Genomic DNA, 16,874 nt, shown 5'->3' with positions numbered 1-16,874 from the left:
GCGTGGCTCAGGCGATGAGATCGCGCACCGGCGCCACACGCCGGGTGTCCGGAAACACCTCGTTCCCCAACACGCGCTCACCCAAGCCGAGATGATCGGCGAGCACACCTTTGATCAGTGCGCGAGTGTCCAGCGTGGGCCGCAAGTCGCGCGCCTCGTGCAGCGCCTTCGGCGCCAAGCCCGGCCAATCCGTCACCACCTGGCGTCCACGCACGGCGCCGCCGACCAGAAAGCCCGCCCCGCCCGTGCCGTGGTCCGTGCCCTCGGTGCCGTTCATGGCCACCGTTCGCCCGAACTCGGTGAGCACCATCACCACCGTGTGCTGCCACGCTGACCCCAAGGAGACGCGCAAGGCGTCGAGCCCCGCGTCCAACTGGCGAAACTGACGCGGCAGCGCGGGACCGCTCTCCTGCCGCGCGTGGGTGTCCCAGCCGACGGACTCGAGCATCACCACCCGGGGACCTTCGGGGGCGGCGAGGAAATCTCCGGCCGCCTGGGCCAGCGCACCGAGATCGCGACGCCCACGCGGCGATCCCTCGTCCATCGGCACGAGATCGTTGATCTCGCGTGCTTGGGCGAACGCCTCCCCTAGGGTGGCGTCTTGGTCGTACAGGCGCTGCAGGCGGTCCAGGAGTTCTGCGTCCGGCGCGGGTAGGGCGGACGGCGACCAGGAACTCACGGGCGCCTCCCCCCGCAGAACCAAGGGCATCACCGGCACGATCGCCATGGCGGGAGACGTCGCCCCAAGGGCTGCTACCGCTCGGTTGAGCCACCCGGACGACAAGCTGTAGGGCACCACCCCACCGTGCTCCAGGACGTTCTGCGCATCGAAGTGGGAACGACCCTGATAGGGAATGCAGTGGGCGTGCAGCACCGCCAGCTCACCCGCCGCCCACCGCTCGTGCAGCCGGGGCAGTCGCGGGTGCAGGCCGAAGAAACCATCCAGATCCAGGGCCGTGTTCGCCTCTTCCCCCGGCGGCGCTAAGCCCCCCCCTCGGCGAGCCGCTTCAAAATGTGGATCCCCGAAGGCTGGCACGGCCGACAATCCATCCATGCCCCCGCGCAGCACGAGCAGCACGAAGCGCGGGTCGTCCTCGCGGCGACCGGGCGCGGCGGCGAACACCCGGCTCGAGGCCACCCCTGCCAGCAGACCGATAGATTTTATTAGCTCACGGCGACTTACGGGCATTCTCTACCTCCGCATGAACTCGGGGCTCAACAGCAGCAGCGCCAGCGCCTGTGAGGGCGATGAAGCGCCGGCGACCGACCGTGTCACCCGGTCGGAGTAGGCGCTGCCGAGCACCTCGGCCCCGAGCTGGCCGACATCGCGGGTGGCTGAGGCCGTGCGTTGGGCGAGGCGGGTCGCCCACTCGATCCGTTTCCATACGCCATCCGGCGAAGCCCAGTGTGCTTCCAGGTCGGACCAGCCGTCGGGGCCAGGGGCGAGATACAGGCCCTGCCCCATCACCCGCGTGGCACGCACGAAGGGCCGCACCTTGGCCGTCGGCACTTCCAAGGCTCGTAGCACGGACACCAGATATTCTTCGGGCCGCTTGAACTTGCGTGGCGGCCCCTCCCAGGCGTCGGGACACTCCAACAGCAAAGCTCGGTAGGTGGCGGTCAAGTCGCCATCGCTCTTGCGAAAGGCGCGCGCGACGCGGGCCACGGCTCGCGCTGGTGGTGTGTCCGCGATGAAGTGTCGACAGAGTTTGGTCGCGATGAACTGTGCGGTGTTCGGATGGTTCGCGAGATCATCGAGAATCGCTTGTCCCTGAGCCATGCCACCCTGCTCGTAACGCTTGCCGAGCACGGTCACCGCGCCCGGTTCGTGGGCACGCGCGTCGAAGTAGTAGAACGCCTCCCAGCCAGCCTCCTCGTAGGGCGCTCGCAACGCCGTCATCTCGCGCGCCAGAACACCTAGCGGATCCTCTGCGTGGATCACACGATTGAGGCGCGCACGTTTCTCATCGCGTGTCCCCAGCACCTCGCGCACACCCCAGCCCGTGAGGGCGCGAGCGAATTGCTCGACGTCGTCCTGATCGTAGCCACCATCCACGCCCACCGTGTGCAGTTCGAGGATCTCGCGCGCATGGTTCTCGTTGAGTCCCAGGGTTTTTCGGACCGGGCCACTATGCGCTTGGGCGTAGGCCTTGGGATGCTCGGCGTAGAACGAGTGCGGGCCTACGCTGCGGTAGTTGTCGAGGTAGCGCTGCATCGCCGGGTGGCGGGTCGCCGCCTGCAACAGGTCGGCGAAGCTGCCGGTGATGTTCGGCCGTATCACATCGCGCTCGAAGGCCGGCGGCAGCAATCGCATCGCCCGGCTCAGACCGGAGACGCTGAAGTGGTTGATCCAGAAGTGCACCAGGCGCTCGCGAAAGGGCGTATCGGAGCCGACGGCCACTGCCAGGCGAGCCTCGCTCGCGGCTAGCGCACGGGCTGACTCTTCCTTGCGCTGGATCTTGTTCCGCGATTGGGAATCACCCATGCCCGCGACGTCGACGCCTTTGCGCTCGAGGCGGCGATAGACGTCGCGTTGGGCTCTAGCGAAGGGCTCGTAGAGGATGTCCTCACGGGAGGGAGGCAAGGCGCGCAGCGCGGACGGCAGCGCCGATGTCGGGGTGAGCTGGGCGAGGAGCCAGCCTCGCGGATCCTTGGCGATCGCCGTCAGGTCACCTGGCCGGGCGCCGAGGCCGAAGCGGTTGGCAGCGATGGTAGCGTCGTGCAGCGACATAACCGTATCCGATGGATCACTCTCAGATAACGGCCTGAGCTCGGCGGCGTTGACCCACGCCAGCTCAAGCGCCCGCGCGCCGTGGGAGTCCCTCAACCGCCGATGTAGTACATCTCGATCTTCTCGCCACGCGGTGCGCCCTCGGCGCGTTGTTCGCTGTAGCGATCTGCACGACCACGCCAGACGGCGGCGACCAGCTCCTCGAGCCCCACATCGTCCAAGCCATCGCGCAGGGGCGCGCGAAGATCGAAGCCCTCGGTGGCGAACAGACAGGTGTAGAGCTTGCCCTCGGAAGAGAGGCGAGCCCGAGAGCAGGCACCGCAGAAGGGTTCGGTCACCGAGGTGATGAAGCCGATCTCCCCTGCCCCGTCGGCGTAGCGATAGCGGCTCGCCACATCGCTCGCGTGGCGACGCTTGACCGCCTCCAGGGGCCAGCGCTCATGAATCAAATCGACCAGGTTGCGCGCGGGCACCATGTCCGCGTGCTGCCAGTGGTTGATGTTGCCGACGTCCATGTACTCGATGAAACGCACGACCACGTCCGTGCCGCGGAAACGCTCCAGCAGATCGAGCACCGTGTGGTCGTTCACACCGCGCTGTACCACGGTGTTGATCTTGATCGGCCGAAGGTCCGATTCCAGGGCGGTCTCGATACCGTCGAGCACCCGTGGCACGCCCCCGCGACCGCCGCTCATGGTGGCGAACACCTCTGGATCCAGGGAATCGAGACTCACGGTGATCCGATCGAGACCGGCGGCCTTGAGCATGGCAGCCTGCTGTCCGAGCAACACTCCGTTGGTGGTCAGGGCGATGTCGTTGATGCCCTTCAGCTGAGAAAGCTCAGCGATGAGATCCGCCAGGCCAGGTCGAAGCAAGGGTTCGCCGCCGGTGATGCGCAGCTTGCTCACGCCCAAGCGGGTCGCCGCCCGTGCCACACGCACGATCTCGGCGAAGCTCAGCCGCTCGCCAGGATCGAGGAAGCGGAAGTTGCGGTGGAACTTGTCCTCGGGCATACAGTAGGGGCAGCGGAAGTTGCAGCGATCCATGACACTGATGCGCAGATCGCGCAGGGGGCGCCCGAGCGTATCGCGCGGGCTGCCCGCCGGCGCCTCGAGGCCCGCCCCGAAGGTCACCGGTGTTTCGGCGACCGTCGTTGGCAGGTCTGCCTGCTCGGCAGGCGATGAGCCGTCATCGGTTGGGGGAGTGGTGTCGCTCAAGGTCCTGTCCGTGTCTGCGCATCGCCGCGCACCTGCGCCAGCAGGCGGGCCGCCTCGGGGCCGCGAATGCGGGCGATGTCTTCCTGGGTCTTCAGTAGCGCGCCGAGCGTATCGTCCACCAGTTCCCCGGTCAGGGTCGACGCCTCGAGTTGGCTCAAGGCATTGGCCCAATCGATGGCCTCCGCCACCCCCGGTGCCTTGTACAGGCCCTGCTCACGCAGGCGCTGCACGAAGGCCACGAGCTGCTGGCCGAGGGCTTCGCTCACCACCGAAGCACGACTGGCGACGATGCGCTGTTCCGTCTCAGCATCCGGGTAGTCTACCCAGTGATAGAGGCAACGGCGCTTAAGCGCGTCATGCACTTCGCGTGTTCGATTCGAGGTCAACACGACGATTGGCGGCACCGGCGCTCGCACCGTGCCCAACTCTGGTATCGAGAGTTGAAAATCCGCCAACAGTTCCAGGAGCATCGCCTCGAAGGGCGGATCCGCCCGGTCCAGCTCGTCGATGAGCAACACCGGCGCGCCGCGCGCCTGGGGTCGCAGGGCCCGCAGCAGCGGCCGTTCGAGCAGGTAGCGCTCGTGGTAGAGATCCTGCTCCAGCCCTTGCGAACTCTGGGCCTCCCGCTCCGCCGCGCGGATGTGCAGCAGCTGTCGCGGGTAGTCCCACTCGTACGCTGCCCTCGCAAGGTCCAGGCCCTCGTAGCACTGCAGGCGAATGAGCTCGCGCCCGAGGGCGCTCGCGAGCGCCTTGGCGAGCTCCGTCTTGCCGACGCCCGCCTCCCCCTCGAGGAACAGGGGGCGATGCAGGCGCAAGGCCAGAAAGGTGGCCGTGGCGAGCCCGCGTGAGGCAACGTAGCCGGCGCCTGCGAGGAGCGTGGCGGCGCCGTCCACGTCCGCCGGCAAGGTTTGCGCCGCGTGCACCGACGACGGCGCCTCAGCCACCTGCCGCGTCGACAGCTCGCCCCGCCATCACCTCCACCAAATGGGCCCGATAGGCCGAAGAGGCATGGAGGTCTTCGTTGAGGGCCACCTCATCGGGCACGGTGATACCGGCGAGCGCCGCTCGCGAGAAGTCTGCCGCCAGCGCCTGCTCCATCGCCGGCACCCGGAAGACCTGTTCACCAGCCCCGGTCACGGCGACGCGCACTTGCGTGGCCGTCTGCGCCACCATGACGCCGACCACCGCGTAGCCCGAGGCGGGATTGGGAAACTTCACGTAAGCCGCGCGCTGCGGGATGGGAAAGCTCACCTTAAGGACCAGTTCATCAGCCTCGAGGGCGGTCTCGAACATGCCGGTGAAGAACGCCTCGGCGTCGAGCGCGCGACGGTCCGTGTGTACCGTGGCGCCCAAGCCCACTAGCGCTGCCGGATAGTCGGCGGCAGGATCGTTGTTGGCGATGGCCCCGCCCAGGGTGCCGCGATTGCGTACCTGGGGATCACCGATCCTTGAGGCGAGATGGGCCAAGGCCGGTATCGCCTCTCGCACTAGCGCATGCCGCGCCACTTCCGCGTGGCGCGTCATCGCGCCGATCACGAGCGCTTCCCCTGCCCGCGACACACCGTGCAGGGGCGACACCCCATCCAAGGCAATCAGCTGGGATGGGCTGGCCAAACGCAGCTTCATCGTCGGCAGCAAGGTCATGCCGCCGGCCAGGAACTTCGCTTCCTCATCGGCCTGAAGCGCGGCCACGGCCTCCTCGACCGACGTGGGGGCTCGATACCCGAAGGAGTACATACTCAACGTCAACAGCTCCGTTCAGTGGCTGGCAAGGGGCAGGCGCAGATCTGCTACCGCGACATCATCCATGCGCTAAAGCCAGCTCCTGCGCGGCCGCCATCACGGCATCCACGATGCCCTGGTAGCCCGTGCAACGACAGATGTTGCCGGCCAACCACTCGCGTACCTCCGCCTCCGATGGCGTGGGGTTGTGCTGCAGAAGGTCGGCAGCGCTCATGATCATGCCGGGCGTGCAGAAACCGCATTGCAGGCCGTGGAACTCGCGGAAGGCCTCTTGGATGGGGTGCAGTCCATCGGCATCGGCAAGGCCCTCGATCGTCGTGACCGTCGCCCCGTCCGCCTGCACGGCTAGCATGGTGCAGCTCTTGGCCGAAACCCCGTCGAGGTGAATAACGCAGGCGCCGCACTGGCTCGTATCGCAGCCCACGTGGGTGCCGGTGAGGTCGAGTTGGTTGCGCAGGAACTCCACCAGCAACGTTCGCGGCTCCACCTCGCCGTGAACTTGCCGACCGTTGACCGTCATCGCCACCTTCATCACATGCAACCCCTCATCGCCGGTGGACGCGCGCCGCGGCGGCGACGGTCACACTGCGTCGTCCGCACCGCCTGAGACCTTCTCATCCGCGACCGAACAGAATGAATAACAAAGTGCCCAACGCCACCGCACCGCCAGCCACCATCAGCCACGCCTTGCTGCCGCCCCCCTTCGCCGTCGGCGACGCGTCGCCATCGACCACTTGCGTATCGGCGCCGATGCGCTCGGCGAAGGCGTCGAAGAACTGATCTGAGATCTTGCGCGCCACCCCCACCACGAGGCGCGAACCCACCTGAGCCAGCTTGCCCCCCACCTTCAGGGTGGCCGCGTAGGTCAGGACCGTTTGCGCACCATCTTCGGCGAGCTCGACGGTGGCCGTGCCGCGGCCGAAGCCCGCCGCGCCGCCCTTGCCCTCGCCGTGCATGGTGTAGCGGGCAGGCGGGTGGAGTTCGGTGAGCGTAATCGTGGTCTTGAAGCGGGATTTGACGGGCCCGATGGCGGCGGTGAGGACCGCATTCACCTGCTCGTCCGACACCCGCTCCAGCGATTCGCAACCCGGAATGCACGCTTGCAAGGTGTCCGCCTCATGCAGGGCATCCCACACCTGCTGGCGCGGCGCCGCCAAGCGGTACTCACCGGCGATATCCATCGATCCCCCACGAACAACTCGGGAGCCTGATCGCTCCCTGCTCCAGGCTGGCGCGACAACCGCCTGACGGCCCGGCGCGCATCCCGCTGTAGCTTAGCATGCGATTTTCTGCCTTCAGCGCGTGGGTCGTGCGAGAACCTAGTGGCCTGTCCCGTAAGTTCGTTGAAGAACTCGCGGGACAGGACACTAGGCGTAAGATGCACGAGCGGGGCGACCGATCCGCCCCGCGTCCTGCGATCACGGAGACCTGCCGACCCATGACCATGCGCGCCCTTTGCGAGCAGTTTCACCGCTGGCGAGACGAGGCCGAGGCGATGGTGCTCGCCACCGTGATCGATACGGCCGGCTCCACCTACAGCAAGGCCGGCGCCCAGATGCTCATCGCCCCGGACCAGGGCCATCGCGGCTTGCTGAGCGGCGGATGCCTGGAGGGTGATCTCACCCTGCACGCGCAACGCTGCCTCACAGAGGGTCGCCCGCGGGTGGTGAGCTACGACATGCGCAACCGCGAAGAGGACGAAATCTGGGGCCTGGGCCTCGGCTGCGACGGCGCCCTCGACATCCTCCTGCAACCGCTGACTGACGAGGAAGCTTGGCAGCCCTTCGCCGCCATCGCAGACGCTGCCCGTTCCGGTCGACGCGCCGCCTGGGGGCTGGTAGTCGGACCTGCGCCCGGGCACGAGGAGGCTCCCCATCCCCTGCTCGGCAGCAGCGTCGTCCTCACGGACCCCACCAACGCCTCGCAGACCCGACGCGTGCGCGGCGCCCTCGATGAGACCGGCCTCGAGACCATCACCGAGCGCTGCCGCGACGTCGCCCTCGCCGGTGGTGTCGAGCGGCTCGCGCTTGCCGATGGGCAGGGGACGTCCCTCGATGTGCTCGTCACACCAGTCAACACACCTATTCGCCTACTGGTCGTAGGCGCAGGCCCAGACACGCTACCGCTCCTGCGCATGAGCCGGGAGCTCGGCTGGTACGTCACGCAGGCGGACCACCGCCCGGGCAGCCTCGCGGCCGCCAAGGACGGCGCACCGGTCGATGTCTCCGTGGAAGTGATCCCCGGTCGACTGCGCGAGCACCTGGCCCTCGACCGCTTCGACGCGGTGGTCATCATGAGCCACCACCTGGTGAGCGATCGCGCTTACCTGGAGGAGCTGGCCCTGTCCGAAGTGCCCTTCATCGGCCTGCTCGGGCCCGCCGCACGCCGGCGTCGATTGCTCGCCGATGTTACCGAGCGCCTCGCCAATGGCGGCGATCGCGTGACCGGTCTGCGCGATGCCCGCGCCCTCACGGCGCGCACCCATGGCCCCGTCGGCCTCGATCTCGGCGCCCGCGACCCCGCCGGTATCGCCCTCTCCATCGTCGCCCAGGTGCAGCAGTTTCACGCTCGCAACGGCTGATTCGCCTCAGAACGCCAGCAACCTCGCCAGGTCTTCCAACGAGCGCAGATTGTGCGCCGAACGCATCTCATCGACGTGGGGTAGCAGGGCGCGAATGCCGTTGGCTCGCGCCTCGAAGCCTGCGTAGCGCAAGAGCGGGTTGAGCCAGAGCCAACGATGCGCGAGGCGCTGCAGGCGGGCCGCCTCGCGACCCAGGCGATCGTGCGCTTCGCGTTCGAGCCCATCGCTCAGCAGGACCACCAACGCCTGGCCCGCCAACACGCGGTGGGCCCAGCGCCGATTGAACTCACCCAGGCAATCCGCAATGCGCGTTCCCCCATCCCAATCGGGCACCAGGCCACTCACCCGGGCGACGGCAAGGTCGGCGCTCGGGTGGCTCAGGGCCCGTGTCACATGACTGAGGCGCGTCGAGAAGACGAAACTGAACACCTCACGACGCTGCAGGGTGAGCGCGTGAGCGAAGTGCAGAAACGCTCGCGAGTAGGCCGCCATCGACCCGGAGACATCACACAGCAACACCACGGGCACTTGGCGCGAGTCGTTCCGGACACGGGCGAGCGCTGCGAGCTCGCCGCCGTAGCGCCGACCCTCACGCAGGGTGGCTCGCAGATCGATGCGCGAGCCCGTGTTTGGCGATGGCCGCTGACGGCGGGTCGGCCGTCGCGGCAGGGTGGGCAGGAGCTGGGCGATCGCGGCCTCGGCTTGCGCGAGCTCAGCGCTGGTCATCTGGGCGAAATCGCGCGTCCCCAGCGTGTCGCGATCGGACACGGTGAGGGGCGCATGGCGTGGGTGCATGGAGGCGGGTCGGTCTGCGCCCCGGCCGTCGTCCAAGCGCGGGCGTCCCCCTTCGAGATCGAGCGGCGGCGCGTCCTCGCCGGGTGGCGGCGCGTCCTCCCGGGCTTGCAGCGGCTGCGGCGTGCGCGCAACGGCGAAGAACACGTCGAAGAGGCTGTCGAAGCAAGCCCGCGTTTCGGGGTCGCGCACGAGCGCCGCGTGCAAGGACCAGTAGGTATCCTCGCGCGTTGCCAGCCCCACTTCGTGCACGCAGCGCAGGGCCTCCAGCACCTGCGCCGGCCCCACCGCCACGCCGTGCGTGCGCAAGGCGCGCGCGAAGGCGATGATGTGACCCGTGATGCGGGGCAGCGACGACGACGATGGGGGAGAAGGCGTAGCCATGGACGATCACACCGGCCCTGGAAGCGAGCCAGTGTTGCCGCCGCTGCCCGGCCGGATCAAGCCGGTGCTGCTGGCGGCCGGCGCGTCGCGGCGACTCGGCCAACCTAAGCAACTCGTCCAGTGGGGCGGCAAGGCGCTGGTCGCCCGCGCCGTCGACGCGGTGCTCGCGACCAGCCCACACCTCGCGCCGGTGACCGTGGTCACGACGAGTGCGCTGCGCCCCGCCATCGCTCGAGCCCTCGCCGGCCAACCGACCCTGCTCCTCGACAATCCCTTCGCCGAGCGCGAGGGCATGGCCAGCTCCCTGAGATTGGCGGTCGCGGCGGCCCGGTCGGCTCAGGCGGACGCGCTGATGATCATGCTCAGCGACCAACCGCTGATCGACGCTGGGGCTCTGCGTCGCTTGTTGAACGCGTGGATCGAGGCGCCAGGGCGCGCGGTGGCGAGCGCCTACGGCGAGGTGAGCGGGGGCGTCCCCGCCGTCTTCCCGCCCTCGATGTTCGCCGCCCTCGCCGGTCTGCGCGGCGACGTCGGCGCGCGCGCGGTGCTGCGAGCCACATCGTTCACCTCGGTGGCCATGCCTGAAGCGGCGCTGGACATCGATCGGCCAGAGGATCTGGCCCGCCTTCCGGCGACGTCCGCGCGCCCCTAGTCAGCGGCCATCGGCAAAATCACGCGGGCGACCAGACCCTCACCCGGTGCACTGGTGAGGCTCAACTTGCCACCTAACGATTCGATCAATGCATCGGTGATCGCAAGACCCAATCCTGCGCCGCCGGTTTCGCGCGAACGCGAGTCTTCGATCCGGTAGAAGGGTTCGGTCAGCTTGGCCAAGGCCTCCGCCGGCACCCCCGCCCCCTCATCGCGCACGGTCACCGTCAACAGCTGCTGCGCCGGCGCTCCCACCAGCGCCACCACGAGGTGAGCGCCCCGGCCGTAGCGCACCGCGTTCTCCACCAGATTGGCGAGGGCCCGGCGCAGGGGAGGCCCCGCGACCGCAACGCGCGCGTCCTCGCCGGGCGGATCCTCCACCTGCAAGGTGACCGCGGCGCCGGCGGCCTCGTGGGGTTCGAGCACATCGCGCAATAGGGGCACCAGGTCGAGCGCGGTCGGTGCCTCTCGGGCCTGCCCGCCGCCAGGGGTGGCGCTGGCATGGCGCGCGTAGGCCAGCGTGTCATCGAGCAACGCGCTCATCTCATCGATGTCGGCGATGGCCTTCTCGCGCTGGGTCTCGTCGGTGATGTACTCCGCGCGCAAGCGTAAGCGCATGAGGTAGGTGCGGTAGTCGTGGGCGATCGCCGCCAGGGTCATGGTGCGTTGCTCGACCAGGCGCCGAAGGCCGCCCTGCAGGCGGTTGAAGGCAGCGGCGACGCGACGCACGGGGCCGGGGCCGCGCTCCTCCAGCGGCTGGGCGTGCAGGTCGTCGGCGAAGGCCGTGATGCCCTGGGCCATGCGCGCCAGGGGGCGCGACGTGGCGAGCGACGCCCAGATCAACCCAGCCAGGAGCGCCAGCCCCACCACCGAGCTGATCACGAGGATCAGCGATAAGGCCAGCTGCCGCCGGTGCAGCGGGCTCGCTTCCATCACCAGCGCGCCGCCGCCGTCGAGCTGCACGATCAGGGCGAAGCCGCCGGTGCGCAAGGCGCGGTGGCGGGGTCGGCGGTGGGCATGGGCGCCACCCTGTGGCGAACGCGATCGCTCGGCGCCGTCCCCTGCCCCCGGCGGTGGTGGCGGGCGCGTACCACCGGGCGGCGGTTCGCGCTCGTAGGCGTAGAAGGCACGGGGGGCCAGCGCGCGCTCGTACACCTGGGCCAGATGGCTGGAGGCGGCGTCAGTTCCCGGATGGGGATCTTCGGCCGGGAAGGTCGGCACCAGCCGGTAGCGTACGAGCGGCGAGTTGACGGCGCGCAGCACTCGCGCGTGCTCCTCGGCGGGTGTCGCCTCGAGCAACTCGATGGTGGCCACCGTCTGCGCCACCAAGGCGGGGCGCAAGGGCACGCCGAAATCTCGTACGCGCAGCCAGGCACTGCCCCCGACCAACGCGATCTGCAGGGCCGTGAGCAGGGCGAGCACGAGGATCAACACGCGCATGCCGAGACCGTCCGACACCACCATCGGACTATTCGCGATGCACGTCGACGGCGAGCAGGTAGCCACCGCCGCGGACGGTTTTGATCAGCTGGGGATCGCGAGGCTTGTCGCCTAATTTTCTTCTAAGGCGCGAGAGCTGCACGTCGATCGCCCGGTCCACGGGGGCCGCGTGGTCGGCTCGGGTCCAGTCCAGGAGTTGGTCGCGGGAGAGCATCCGGCGCGGATGACGCACGAAGGCACTCAGCAGATCGAACTCGCCCTGCGACAGCACGACGACGGCACCTGCGGGGTCGATGAGCGTGCGCTCATCCAGATCGATGGTCCACTCGGCGAAGCGGTAGCGCTCGTGGGCAGGCTCGGTCGTGGGAGCGGCCTCAACGGGCTCGGCCAGTCGTGCGTGGCGACGCAGGACCGCGCCGATTCGCGCCATCAGCTCGCGCGGGTTGCAGGGCTTTGGCAGGTAATCGTCAGCCCCCACTTCGAGGCCCACGATGCGATCGACGTCCTCGCCCCGCCCCGACAGGAGGATCACGGGCACGGTCCCCGCGGCGCTCAAGCGACGACATATGGAAAGCCCATCCTCGCCCGGCATCATGATGTCGAGGACCACGAGGTCGATCGACGTATCGGCCAGCAGCCTGTCGAGGTCAGCCCCGTCGCGACAGGCGGTGACGCGCAGTCCCTGCTTGAGCAGGTAGTCCTGCAGCAGGTCGCGGATCTCCTGATCGTCCTCTACCAGGGCGATGTGGGGTTCGGAAGACGGGCTGGCACTCATAGGGGCACAGTTCAACAGATCCATGTAAGCCACGGATCGGCCGATTGTAACGCCTTCATTACAGGGCGATGAGGTGGCTCAACCGCCCTTGGAATACGTGAAACAACGTGACAGGCCCGAACTGAGGGCCGCGGCGCAGGTCAGACTCGTGGACGGCCAAGGGGCGTGACCCAGATGCCGCTTCGGCGCAACCGAGCATCTAATTTCACGCGCTTCCGACGGCCAGGGTGTTGAAACGAGAGAATTATCGTAGGTACCCTGCCTCACCGTTATGCGTTGGGCACCCGGGGGGGAGCACCATCGATGCTGGCTGAATGCCGCGCGACCGACCGTCTTCCCTGGCTGTGCCACCCACTCTCATCACGTGGGGCACGCGAAACTGCATTCCATCCATCGTTTCGGAGTTTGTTTGTGAAGACGAAAACAACCACAACGGTTTCCCTGCTCGCCGCCCTGTGCATGGCCACCTTCGGCATCTTTTCCACCGCCAGCGCCGAGCACCACGAGAGCACGACCGGGGGCACCACCCACACGGTCGCCGCTCAGGGCGTGAAGTTCAGCCCGATGTTCCTCTACATCGAGCCCGGCGACACGGTGACCTGGACCAACATGATCGGTCACAACATCGAGACCATCGACATCATGGTCCCCGAAGGTCAGGAAAAAGTCCTGACGGAGATGGGTCAGCTGCCGGCGATCAAGTTCGATACTGTGGGCATCGTGGTCTACAAGTGCACGCCGCACTGGGGCGCGCGCATGGGCGGCGTCATCGTGGTCGGCAAGCCGGATGACCCCAACGCGATCATCGATGCCTACACCGCTGCCATCGAAACCGATCCCAGCTCTAAGCCGGCCAAGGGCCTCCTGAAGAAGCTGCGCGTCGACATGGAGTCCAAGGGCCTGCTCTGAGGCACCGCTCCCCTGGCGCGGGTGATCGTCGGTCGCCCGCGCCTGCTCCCTCTCGATCTACTGTGAGCCCTTTGTAACAGCCGCGCCGCCCGGCGCCGCACGCGCTCACAAACGGCTTATTCCTGTGCAAGGTGCGTGAGGCATCGTAATGCTCCAGGCAGGGTTGAAGGACAGCCCTCGCTGATGGTTCAACGAACTGATCAGGAGCACAAGATGATCCACCTTACGAAGTCTCTCTCCACGCCGCTGCTGCTCGGCATCGCCCTGGCGCTTTCGAGCAACGTGACCTCAGCCGACCCAGGCTCGGCCCGGGGGGAGCGTCCCGACCCGGCGGAGCGCCTGGCGCAGGTCGACACCAACGACGATGGCCTCATCAGCCGCGAGGAATTCGTGGCGGCGCGGGCCGACCACTTCGCCATGCTCGACCGCGACGGCGACGGCTACTTCAGCGAACTCGACATCCCCGAACGCCTGCGCGGCCGCGATCACGCCCAGCACCGTCACGAGCGGATGCTGGCGGAGTTCGACCAGGACGGCGATCGCCTGGTAAGTCAGCTCGAGTTCGAGAGCGGCCCCACGCCGCACTTCGATCGCGCGGACAGCAACGGCGACGGGCAGATCGATGCTACCGAGGTACACCAGCTCCACCCGGGCCACGGGCGGGGTGGACGCAAGCAAGAACGGTCCGAGTACCAGTAATCTGCGGCGCGGCGGGCCCAGGGCTCGCACGGACGGACGGCGCATCGCCCCGGCGATGCGCCGTCCTTACCGCTGGACACCCAGAACCTGTCGCCTCCCACGACCGTTCGTGCAGGCGACCGACCTCCGGCGAAGACTTCGACGCTCCGGCTTACCACCCACCTGCTCAATACCATTAGGCTCTGCGCTCACCTATCGAGCGCGCGATTGCCGAGATCGCGCCGCGAGGAACTGACCATGGCCTTGAGCAACGCCACCGTGCTCGGCGTGGCACCGCTGTCCAGGGCGTTGCCGGCTGTGGGCATCGTGCTCGTCGCGCTGTTCGTGTTCGTCAAGCCCGAAGCAACCTCGGGATATCCGTTTCTGGCCCGGCTCGGGTTCTGGAGCGTGCACATCGGTGCAGGCCTCGGCAGCATCGTGCTGGCCAGCGCACTGCTCCGCCCGTCCGCCGTCCACCGCCTGCCGCTGGCGATCGCGCTGCTGCTGACGGGGCTGACCGGCGCCGCCCTGCTGGCGCCGGTGTACTGGCTGCTCGAGTTGCTCACGCCAGCCGAACTCGTGGCAGCGCCGGACGACTGGTTGGACCACTACGCCGCGGGCGGAGCACTGCAAGCGGTAATCGCCGAGTTCATCGAGGTGGCGCCGATGTTCGTGGGCGCCTGGTTCGCCGTCAATCTGCCGCTACTGCTGCGCAAGGAGCAGGCCGCGACCGCCGACCCAGCCCCCAGCGCCCCTTCGCCGCCGATCCTCCCGGAACCGAACAAATCGCCATCGGCGCATGAATCGGGCCCCCCGCCCGCTCCCCACCCCGACCTTGCGCCTCACCAACCCTCGGAGCGCCGCGCACCCCGCGGCGTGCTCGCGCGCCTGCCCCGGGCCCTCGGTGATGACGTGGTGGCCATCTCATCGGACATGCACTACCTGCACGTGCACACCACGCTCGGCAAATGCATGCTCCTCGGCACCCTGCGCGATGCGGCGACGGAACTCGGCGATCAGGGCTTGCTCGTGCATCGCTCCCACTGGGTCGCCCACGCCCACGTGCGCCGCATCCTGCGACGCGGCGCCGCCTGGGAGTGCCTGATGTCCACAGACCTGCGCGTGCCCGTGAGCCGTCGCAAGCAGAGCGAGGTGGCGCAGTGGTACGGGCAGAGCGGCGATGGCGTGGCGATGAGCGCGCGCGAGACCGGCTAGGCGATGCACGGGGATCTCCAGGGCTTCTGCTAGGCTTGGCTCCCGTTCCCACCCGACGTAGCCCACCCATGCTCCTCCAACCAAAGCAAGCCCATCAGCGCATCCTGGACACCATCCCCGAGCTGCCCGCTGAAGCGGTACCGCTGGAGCGGGCCGCGGGCGAGGTGCTGCGAGAGCCCGTCACCGCCGAACGCGATCAGCCCCCCTTCGACCGGGTGACGATGGATGGCATCGCCCTGCGCTACGACGCCTACGCCGCAGGCACCACGCGCTTGCGTTCCCTCGGCACCCAAGCGGCGGGCGCGGCCGCGATGCAGGTGACCGATCCCAGCACCTGCGTCGAAGTGATGACCGGCACCCCCCTTCCCCTCGGCACCGACTGCGTGGTGCCCGTGGAGCGGATCATTCGAGAGGAGGCGGCCGACGGCATCGTTCACCTACAGCTCGCGGACGATGCCAATCCCGTGCGGCACGAGTTCATCCATCCGCAAGGATCGGACTATCTGCGGGCCAGCACCCTGCTCGGCCCCGGCATTGCCCTGGGGGCGCCGGAGCTGGCCGTGCTCGCCTCCAGCGGGCTCGCCACCGTGCAGGTGTCGAGGCGCCCGCGCATCGCCGTGCTGCCCACGGGCGATGAGCTGATCCCGCCTGGCGCGCCGATCGAAGATCACCAGATCCGGCGCTCGAACGACTTCGCGATCAGCGCAGCCCTGCGCGCCCGCGGCCATCGCCATCTCGAGGTGGAAGCGCTCGCGGACGACCCCGCCCTGCTCGAGCGCGCCATCGCGCGACACCTCGAACGGCAGGACGCGTTGGTGCTGACCGGGGGCGTGTCCATGGGGAAGTTCGACCATCTGCCGAAGATCATGGACAAGCTCGGGGTGGAACGGGTGTTCCACAAGATCCAGCAACGGCCCGGCCGCCCCATGTGGTTCGGCGTCCACCCGGGGCGCGGCGTCTGCGTGTTCGCCTTACCGGGCAACCCCGTATCGAGCCTGGTCTGCCTCACCCGCTACGTGCTCCCGGCGCTGGACCACGCCATGGGACTCCCCGCACCCGCCCCCGAGTGGGTGCAGCTGGCGGAGGCCGTGACCTTCAAGCCCAACCTCTACTACCACCTGCCGGTGCGCCTAACGCACCGAGAACAGGACGGCGTCGCCCTGGCCCTACCGCACCCAACGAATACCTCAGGTGATTTCGCCTCCCTGGCCGGCAGCCCGGGCTTCGTGCAGCTACCCGCCGGCGAGAGCACTTTTCCCGCCGGGTTCGTGGCCGATCTCTGGCGCTGGTGAGCAGCGCCCAACGACGCCGATGAAGGGATCAGACTTCGAGGCAGCACTCGCCGAAGGCAAGCGCAACTCGCTGGGACGTACAGTAGAGGTGGCCGAGGCGGTGCTGGCGGACAAACGCAAGCTGAAGGCGCTGTTCGCCTGCTACGCCAGCGATGATGAGTGGGTGCGCCTGCGCGTATCGAACGCCCTCAAGCGCGTGATCCGCACCCACCCGAGCTGGATCGATCCGTGGCTGGACCCGCTGCTAAACGACGTGGTCACCCTCGATCAACCGTCCGCCCAGTGGACGGTCGCCCAGCTGTGCCTCGAGAACCAGGACCGCCTCTCGCCGCCGCATAGCGCACGCTATGCAAGACACGTCGGCCCGAGCGGCAATTCTTCCGATGGCATGGCTTGCGTGGCCATCCGATCACCTTCACGCAACAACGATTCGTGATGCAGGCGTCCGCGAAGCGCCTGCGACGCT

At 68.2% G+C, this 16,874-nt stretch carries 17 protein-coding genes; 7 read left to right on the top strand and 10 right to left on the bottom strand.

Features of this window, described 5'->3' with window-relative positions; all coding sequences use genetic code 11:
- Nucleotides 1-7 precede the first annotated feature (7 nt).
- From AAF184_02670 to AAF184_02640, 7 genes are all read right to left on the bottom strand, one after another.
- Nucleotides 8-1,189, bottom strand: a complete 1,182-nt coding sequence (locus AAF184_02670; protein ID MEO0421210.1) for a DUF1501 domain-containing protein — start codon at nt 1,187-1,189, stop codon at nt 8-10.
- 3 nt (nt 1,190-1,192) lie between these two features.
- Entirely contained in the window at nt 1,193-2,731 is a 1,539-nt protein-coding gene (locus AAF184_02665; protein MEO0421209.1) for a DUF1800 domain-containing protein, read from the bottom strand.
- 92 nt (nt 2,732-2,823) lie between these two features.
- Nucleotides 2,824-3,864 carry a GTP 3',8-cyclase MoaA gene (moaA, locus tag AAF184_02660; GenBank protein MEO0421208.1) on the bottom strand — a complete coding sequence of 347 codons (1,041 nt, stop codon included), beginning with the start codon at nt 3,862-3,864 and terminating at the stop codon, nt 2,824-2,826.
- Between the two features lie 80 nt (nt 3,865-3,944).
- Nucleotides 3,945-4,871, bottom strand: a complete 927-nt coding sequence (locus AAF184_02655; protein ID MEO0421207.1) for a MoxR family ATPase — start codon at nt 4,869-4,871, stop codon at nt 3,945-3,947.
- A 13-nt stretch (nt 4,872-4,884) separates the two neighbouring features.
- Nucleotides 4,885-5,685 (bottom strand): xanthine dehydrogenase family protein subunit M, encoded by an 801-nt coding sequence (locus tag AAF184_02650; GenBank protein ID MEO0421206.1) that lies wholly within the window; start codon nt 5,683-5,685, stop codon nt 4,885-4,887.
- Between the two features lie 64 nt (nt 5,686-5,749).
- Nucleotides 5,750-6,223 carry a (2Fe-2S)-binding protein gene (locus tag AAF184_02645; GenBank protein MEO0421205.1) on the bottom strand — a complete coding sequence of 158 codons (474 nt, stop codon included), beginning with the start codon at nt 6,221-6,223 and terminating at the stop codon, nt 5,750-5,752.
- Nucleotides 6,224-6,305: 82 nt separating this feature from the next.
- Nucleotides 6,306-6,872 (bottom strand): carbon monoxide dehydrogenase subunit G, encoded by a 567-nt coding sequence (locus tag AAF184_02640; protein ID MEO0421204.1) that lies wholly within the window; start codon nt 6,870-6,872, stop codon nt 6,306-6,308.
- 257 nt (nt 6,873-7,129) lie between these two features.
- Between AAF184_02640 and AAF184_02635 the strand changes: the two genes are divergently transcribed.
- Nucleotides 7,130-8,272 carry an XdhC/CoxI family protein gene (locus AAF184_02635; protein ID MEO0421203.1) on the top strand — a complete coding sequence of 381 codons (1,143 nt, stop codon included), beginning with the start codon at nt 7,130-7,132 and terminating at the stop codon, nt 8,270-8,272.
- A 6-nt stretch (nt 8,273-8,278) separates the two neighbouring features.
- On the opposite strand, the gene AAF184_02630 is transcribed toward AAF184_02635, so the two are convergent.
- Complete coding sequence (locus AAF184_02630; protein MEO0421202.1) at nt 8,279-9,448, bottom strand: VWA domain-containing protein; 1,170 nt, start codon at nt 9,446-9,448, stop codon at nt 8,279-8,281.
- Between AAF184_02630 and AAF184_02625 the strand changes: the two genes are divergently transcribed.
- Nucleotides 9,447-10,100 (top strand): nucleotidyltransferase family protein, encoded by a 654-nt coding sequence (locus AAF184_02625; GenBank protein MEO0421201.1) that lies wholly within the window; start codon nt 9,447-9,449, stop codon nt 10,098-10,100. The two genes, AAF184_02630 and AAF184_02625, sit on opposite strands and share 2 nt — an antisense overlap.
- On the opposite strand, the gene AAF184_02620 is transcribed toward AAF184_02625, so the two are convergent.
- Nucleotides 10,097-11,563: an ATP-binding protein gene (locus tag AAF184_02620; GenBank protein MEO0421200.1), complete on the bottom strand. Its 1,467-nt coding sequence runs from the start codon at nt 11,561-11,563 to the stop codon at nt 10,097-10,099. The two genes, AAF184_02625 and AAF184_02620, sit on opposite strands and share 4 nt — an antisense overlap.
- A gap of 4 nt (nt 11,564-11,567) precedes the next feature.
- Entirely contained in the window at nt 11,568-12,314 is a 747-nt protein-coding gene (locus tag AAF184_02615; GenBank protein ID MEO0421199.1) for a response regulator, read from the bottom strand.
- Nucleotides 12,315-12,725: 411 nt separating this feature from the next.
- Here AAF184_02615 and AAF184_02610 point away from each other — a divergent pair, with 411 nt between their 5' ends.
- The 5 genes from AAF184_02610 to AAF184_02590 all read left to right on the top strand — a co-directional run bounded on the left by AAF184_02610 (nt 12,726) and on the right by AAF184_02590 (nt 16,844).
- On the top strand, nt 12,726-13,223 hold the full coding sequence (locus tag AAF184_02610; protein ID MEO0421198.1) for a plastocyanin/azurin family copper-binding protein: 498 nt from the start codon (nt 12,726-12,728) through the stop codon (nt 13,221-13,223).
- A 213-nt stretch (nt 13,224-13,436) separates the two neighbouring features.
- Nucleotides 13,437-13,922, top strand: a complete 486-nt coding sequence (locus tag AAF184_02605) for an EF-hand domain-containing protein (protein MEO0421197.1) — start codon at nt 13,437-13,439, stop codon at nt 13,920-13,922.
- A 237-nt stretch (nt 13,923-14,159) separates the two neighbouring features.
- Nucleotides 14,160-15,116, top strand: a complete 957-nt coding sequence (locus AAF184_02600) for a LytTR family DNA-binding domain-containing protein (GenBank protein MEO0421196.1) — start codon at nt 14,160-14,162, stop codon at nt 15,114-15,116.
- A 68-nt stretch (nt 15,117-15,184) separates the two neighbouring features.
- Nucleotides 15,185-16,408: a molybdopterin molybdotransferase MoeA gene (locus AAF184_02595; GenBank protein ID MEO0421195.1), complete on the top strand. Its 1,224-nt coding sequence runs from the start codon at nt 15,185-15,187 to the stop codon at nt 16,406-16,408.
- 19 nt (nt 16,409-16,427) lie between these two features.
- The gene (locus AAF184_02590) at nt 16,428-16,844 is read left to right on the top strand and encodes a hypothetical protein (protein MEO0421194.1); all 417 of its coding nucleotides are present in this window, start codon (nt 16,428-16,430) and stop codon (nt 16,842-16,844) included.
- The last annotated feature ends 30 nt before the right edge of the window (nt 16,845-16,874 follow it).

This window comes from Pseudomonadota bacterium (assembly GCA_039815145.1).
Classification (GTDB): Bacteria; Pseudomonadota; Gammaproteobacteria; order Steroidobacterales; family JBCBZW01; genus JBCBZW01.
This window is presented reverse-complemented; position numbering and strand designations above follow the sequence as displayed.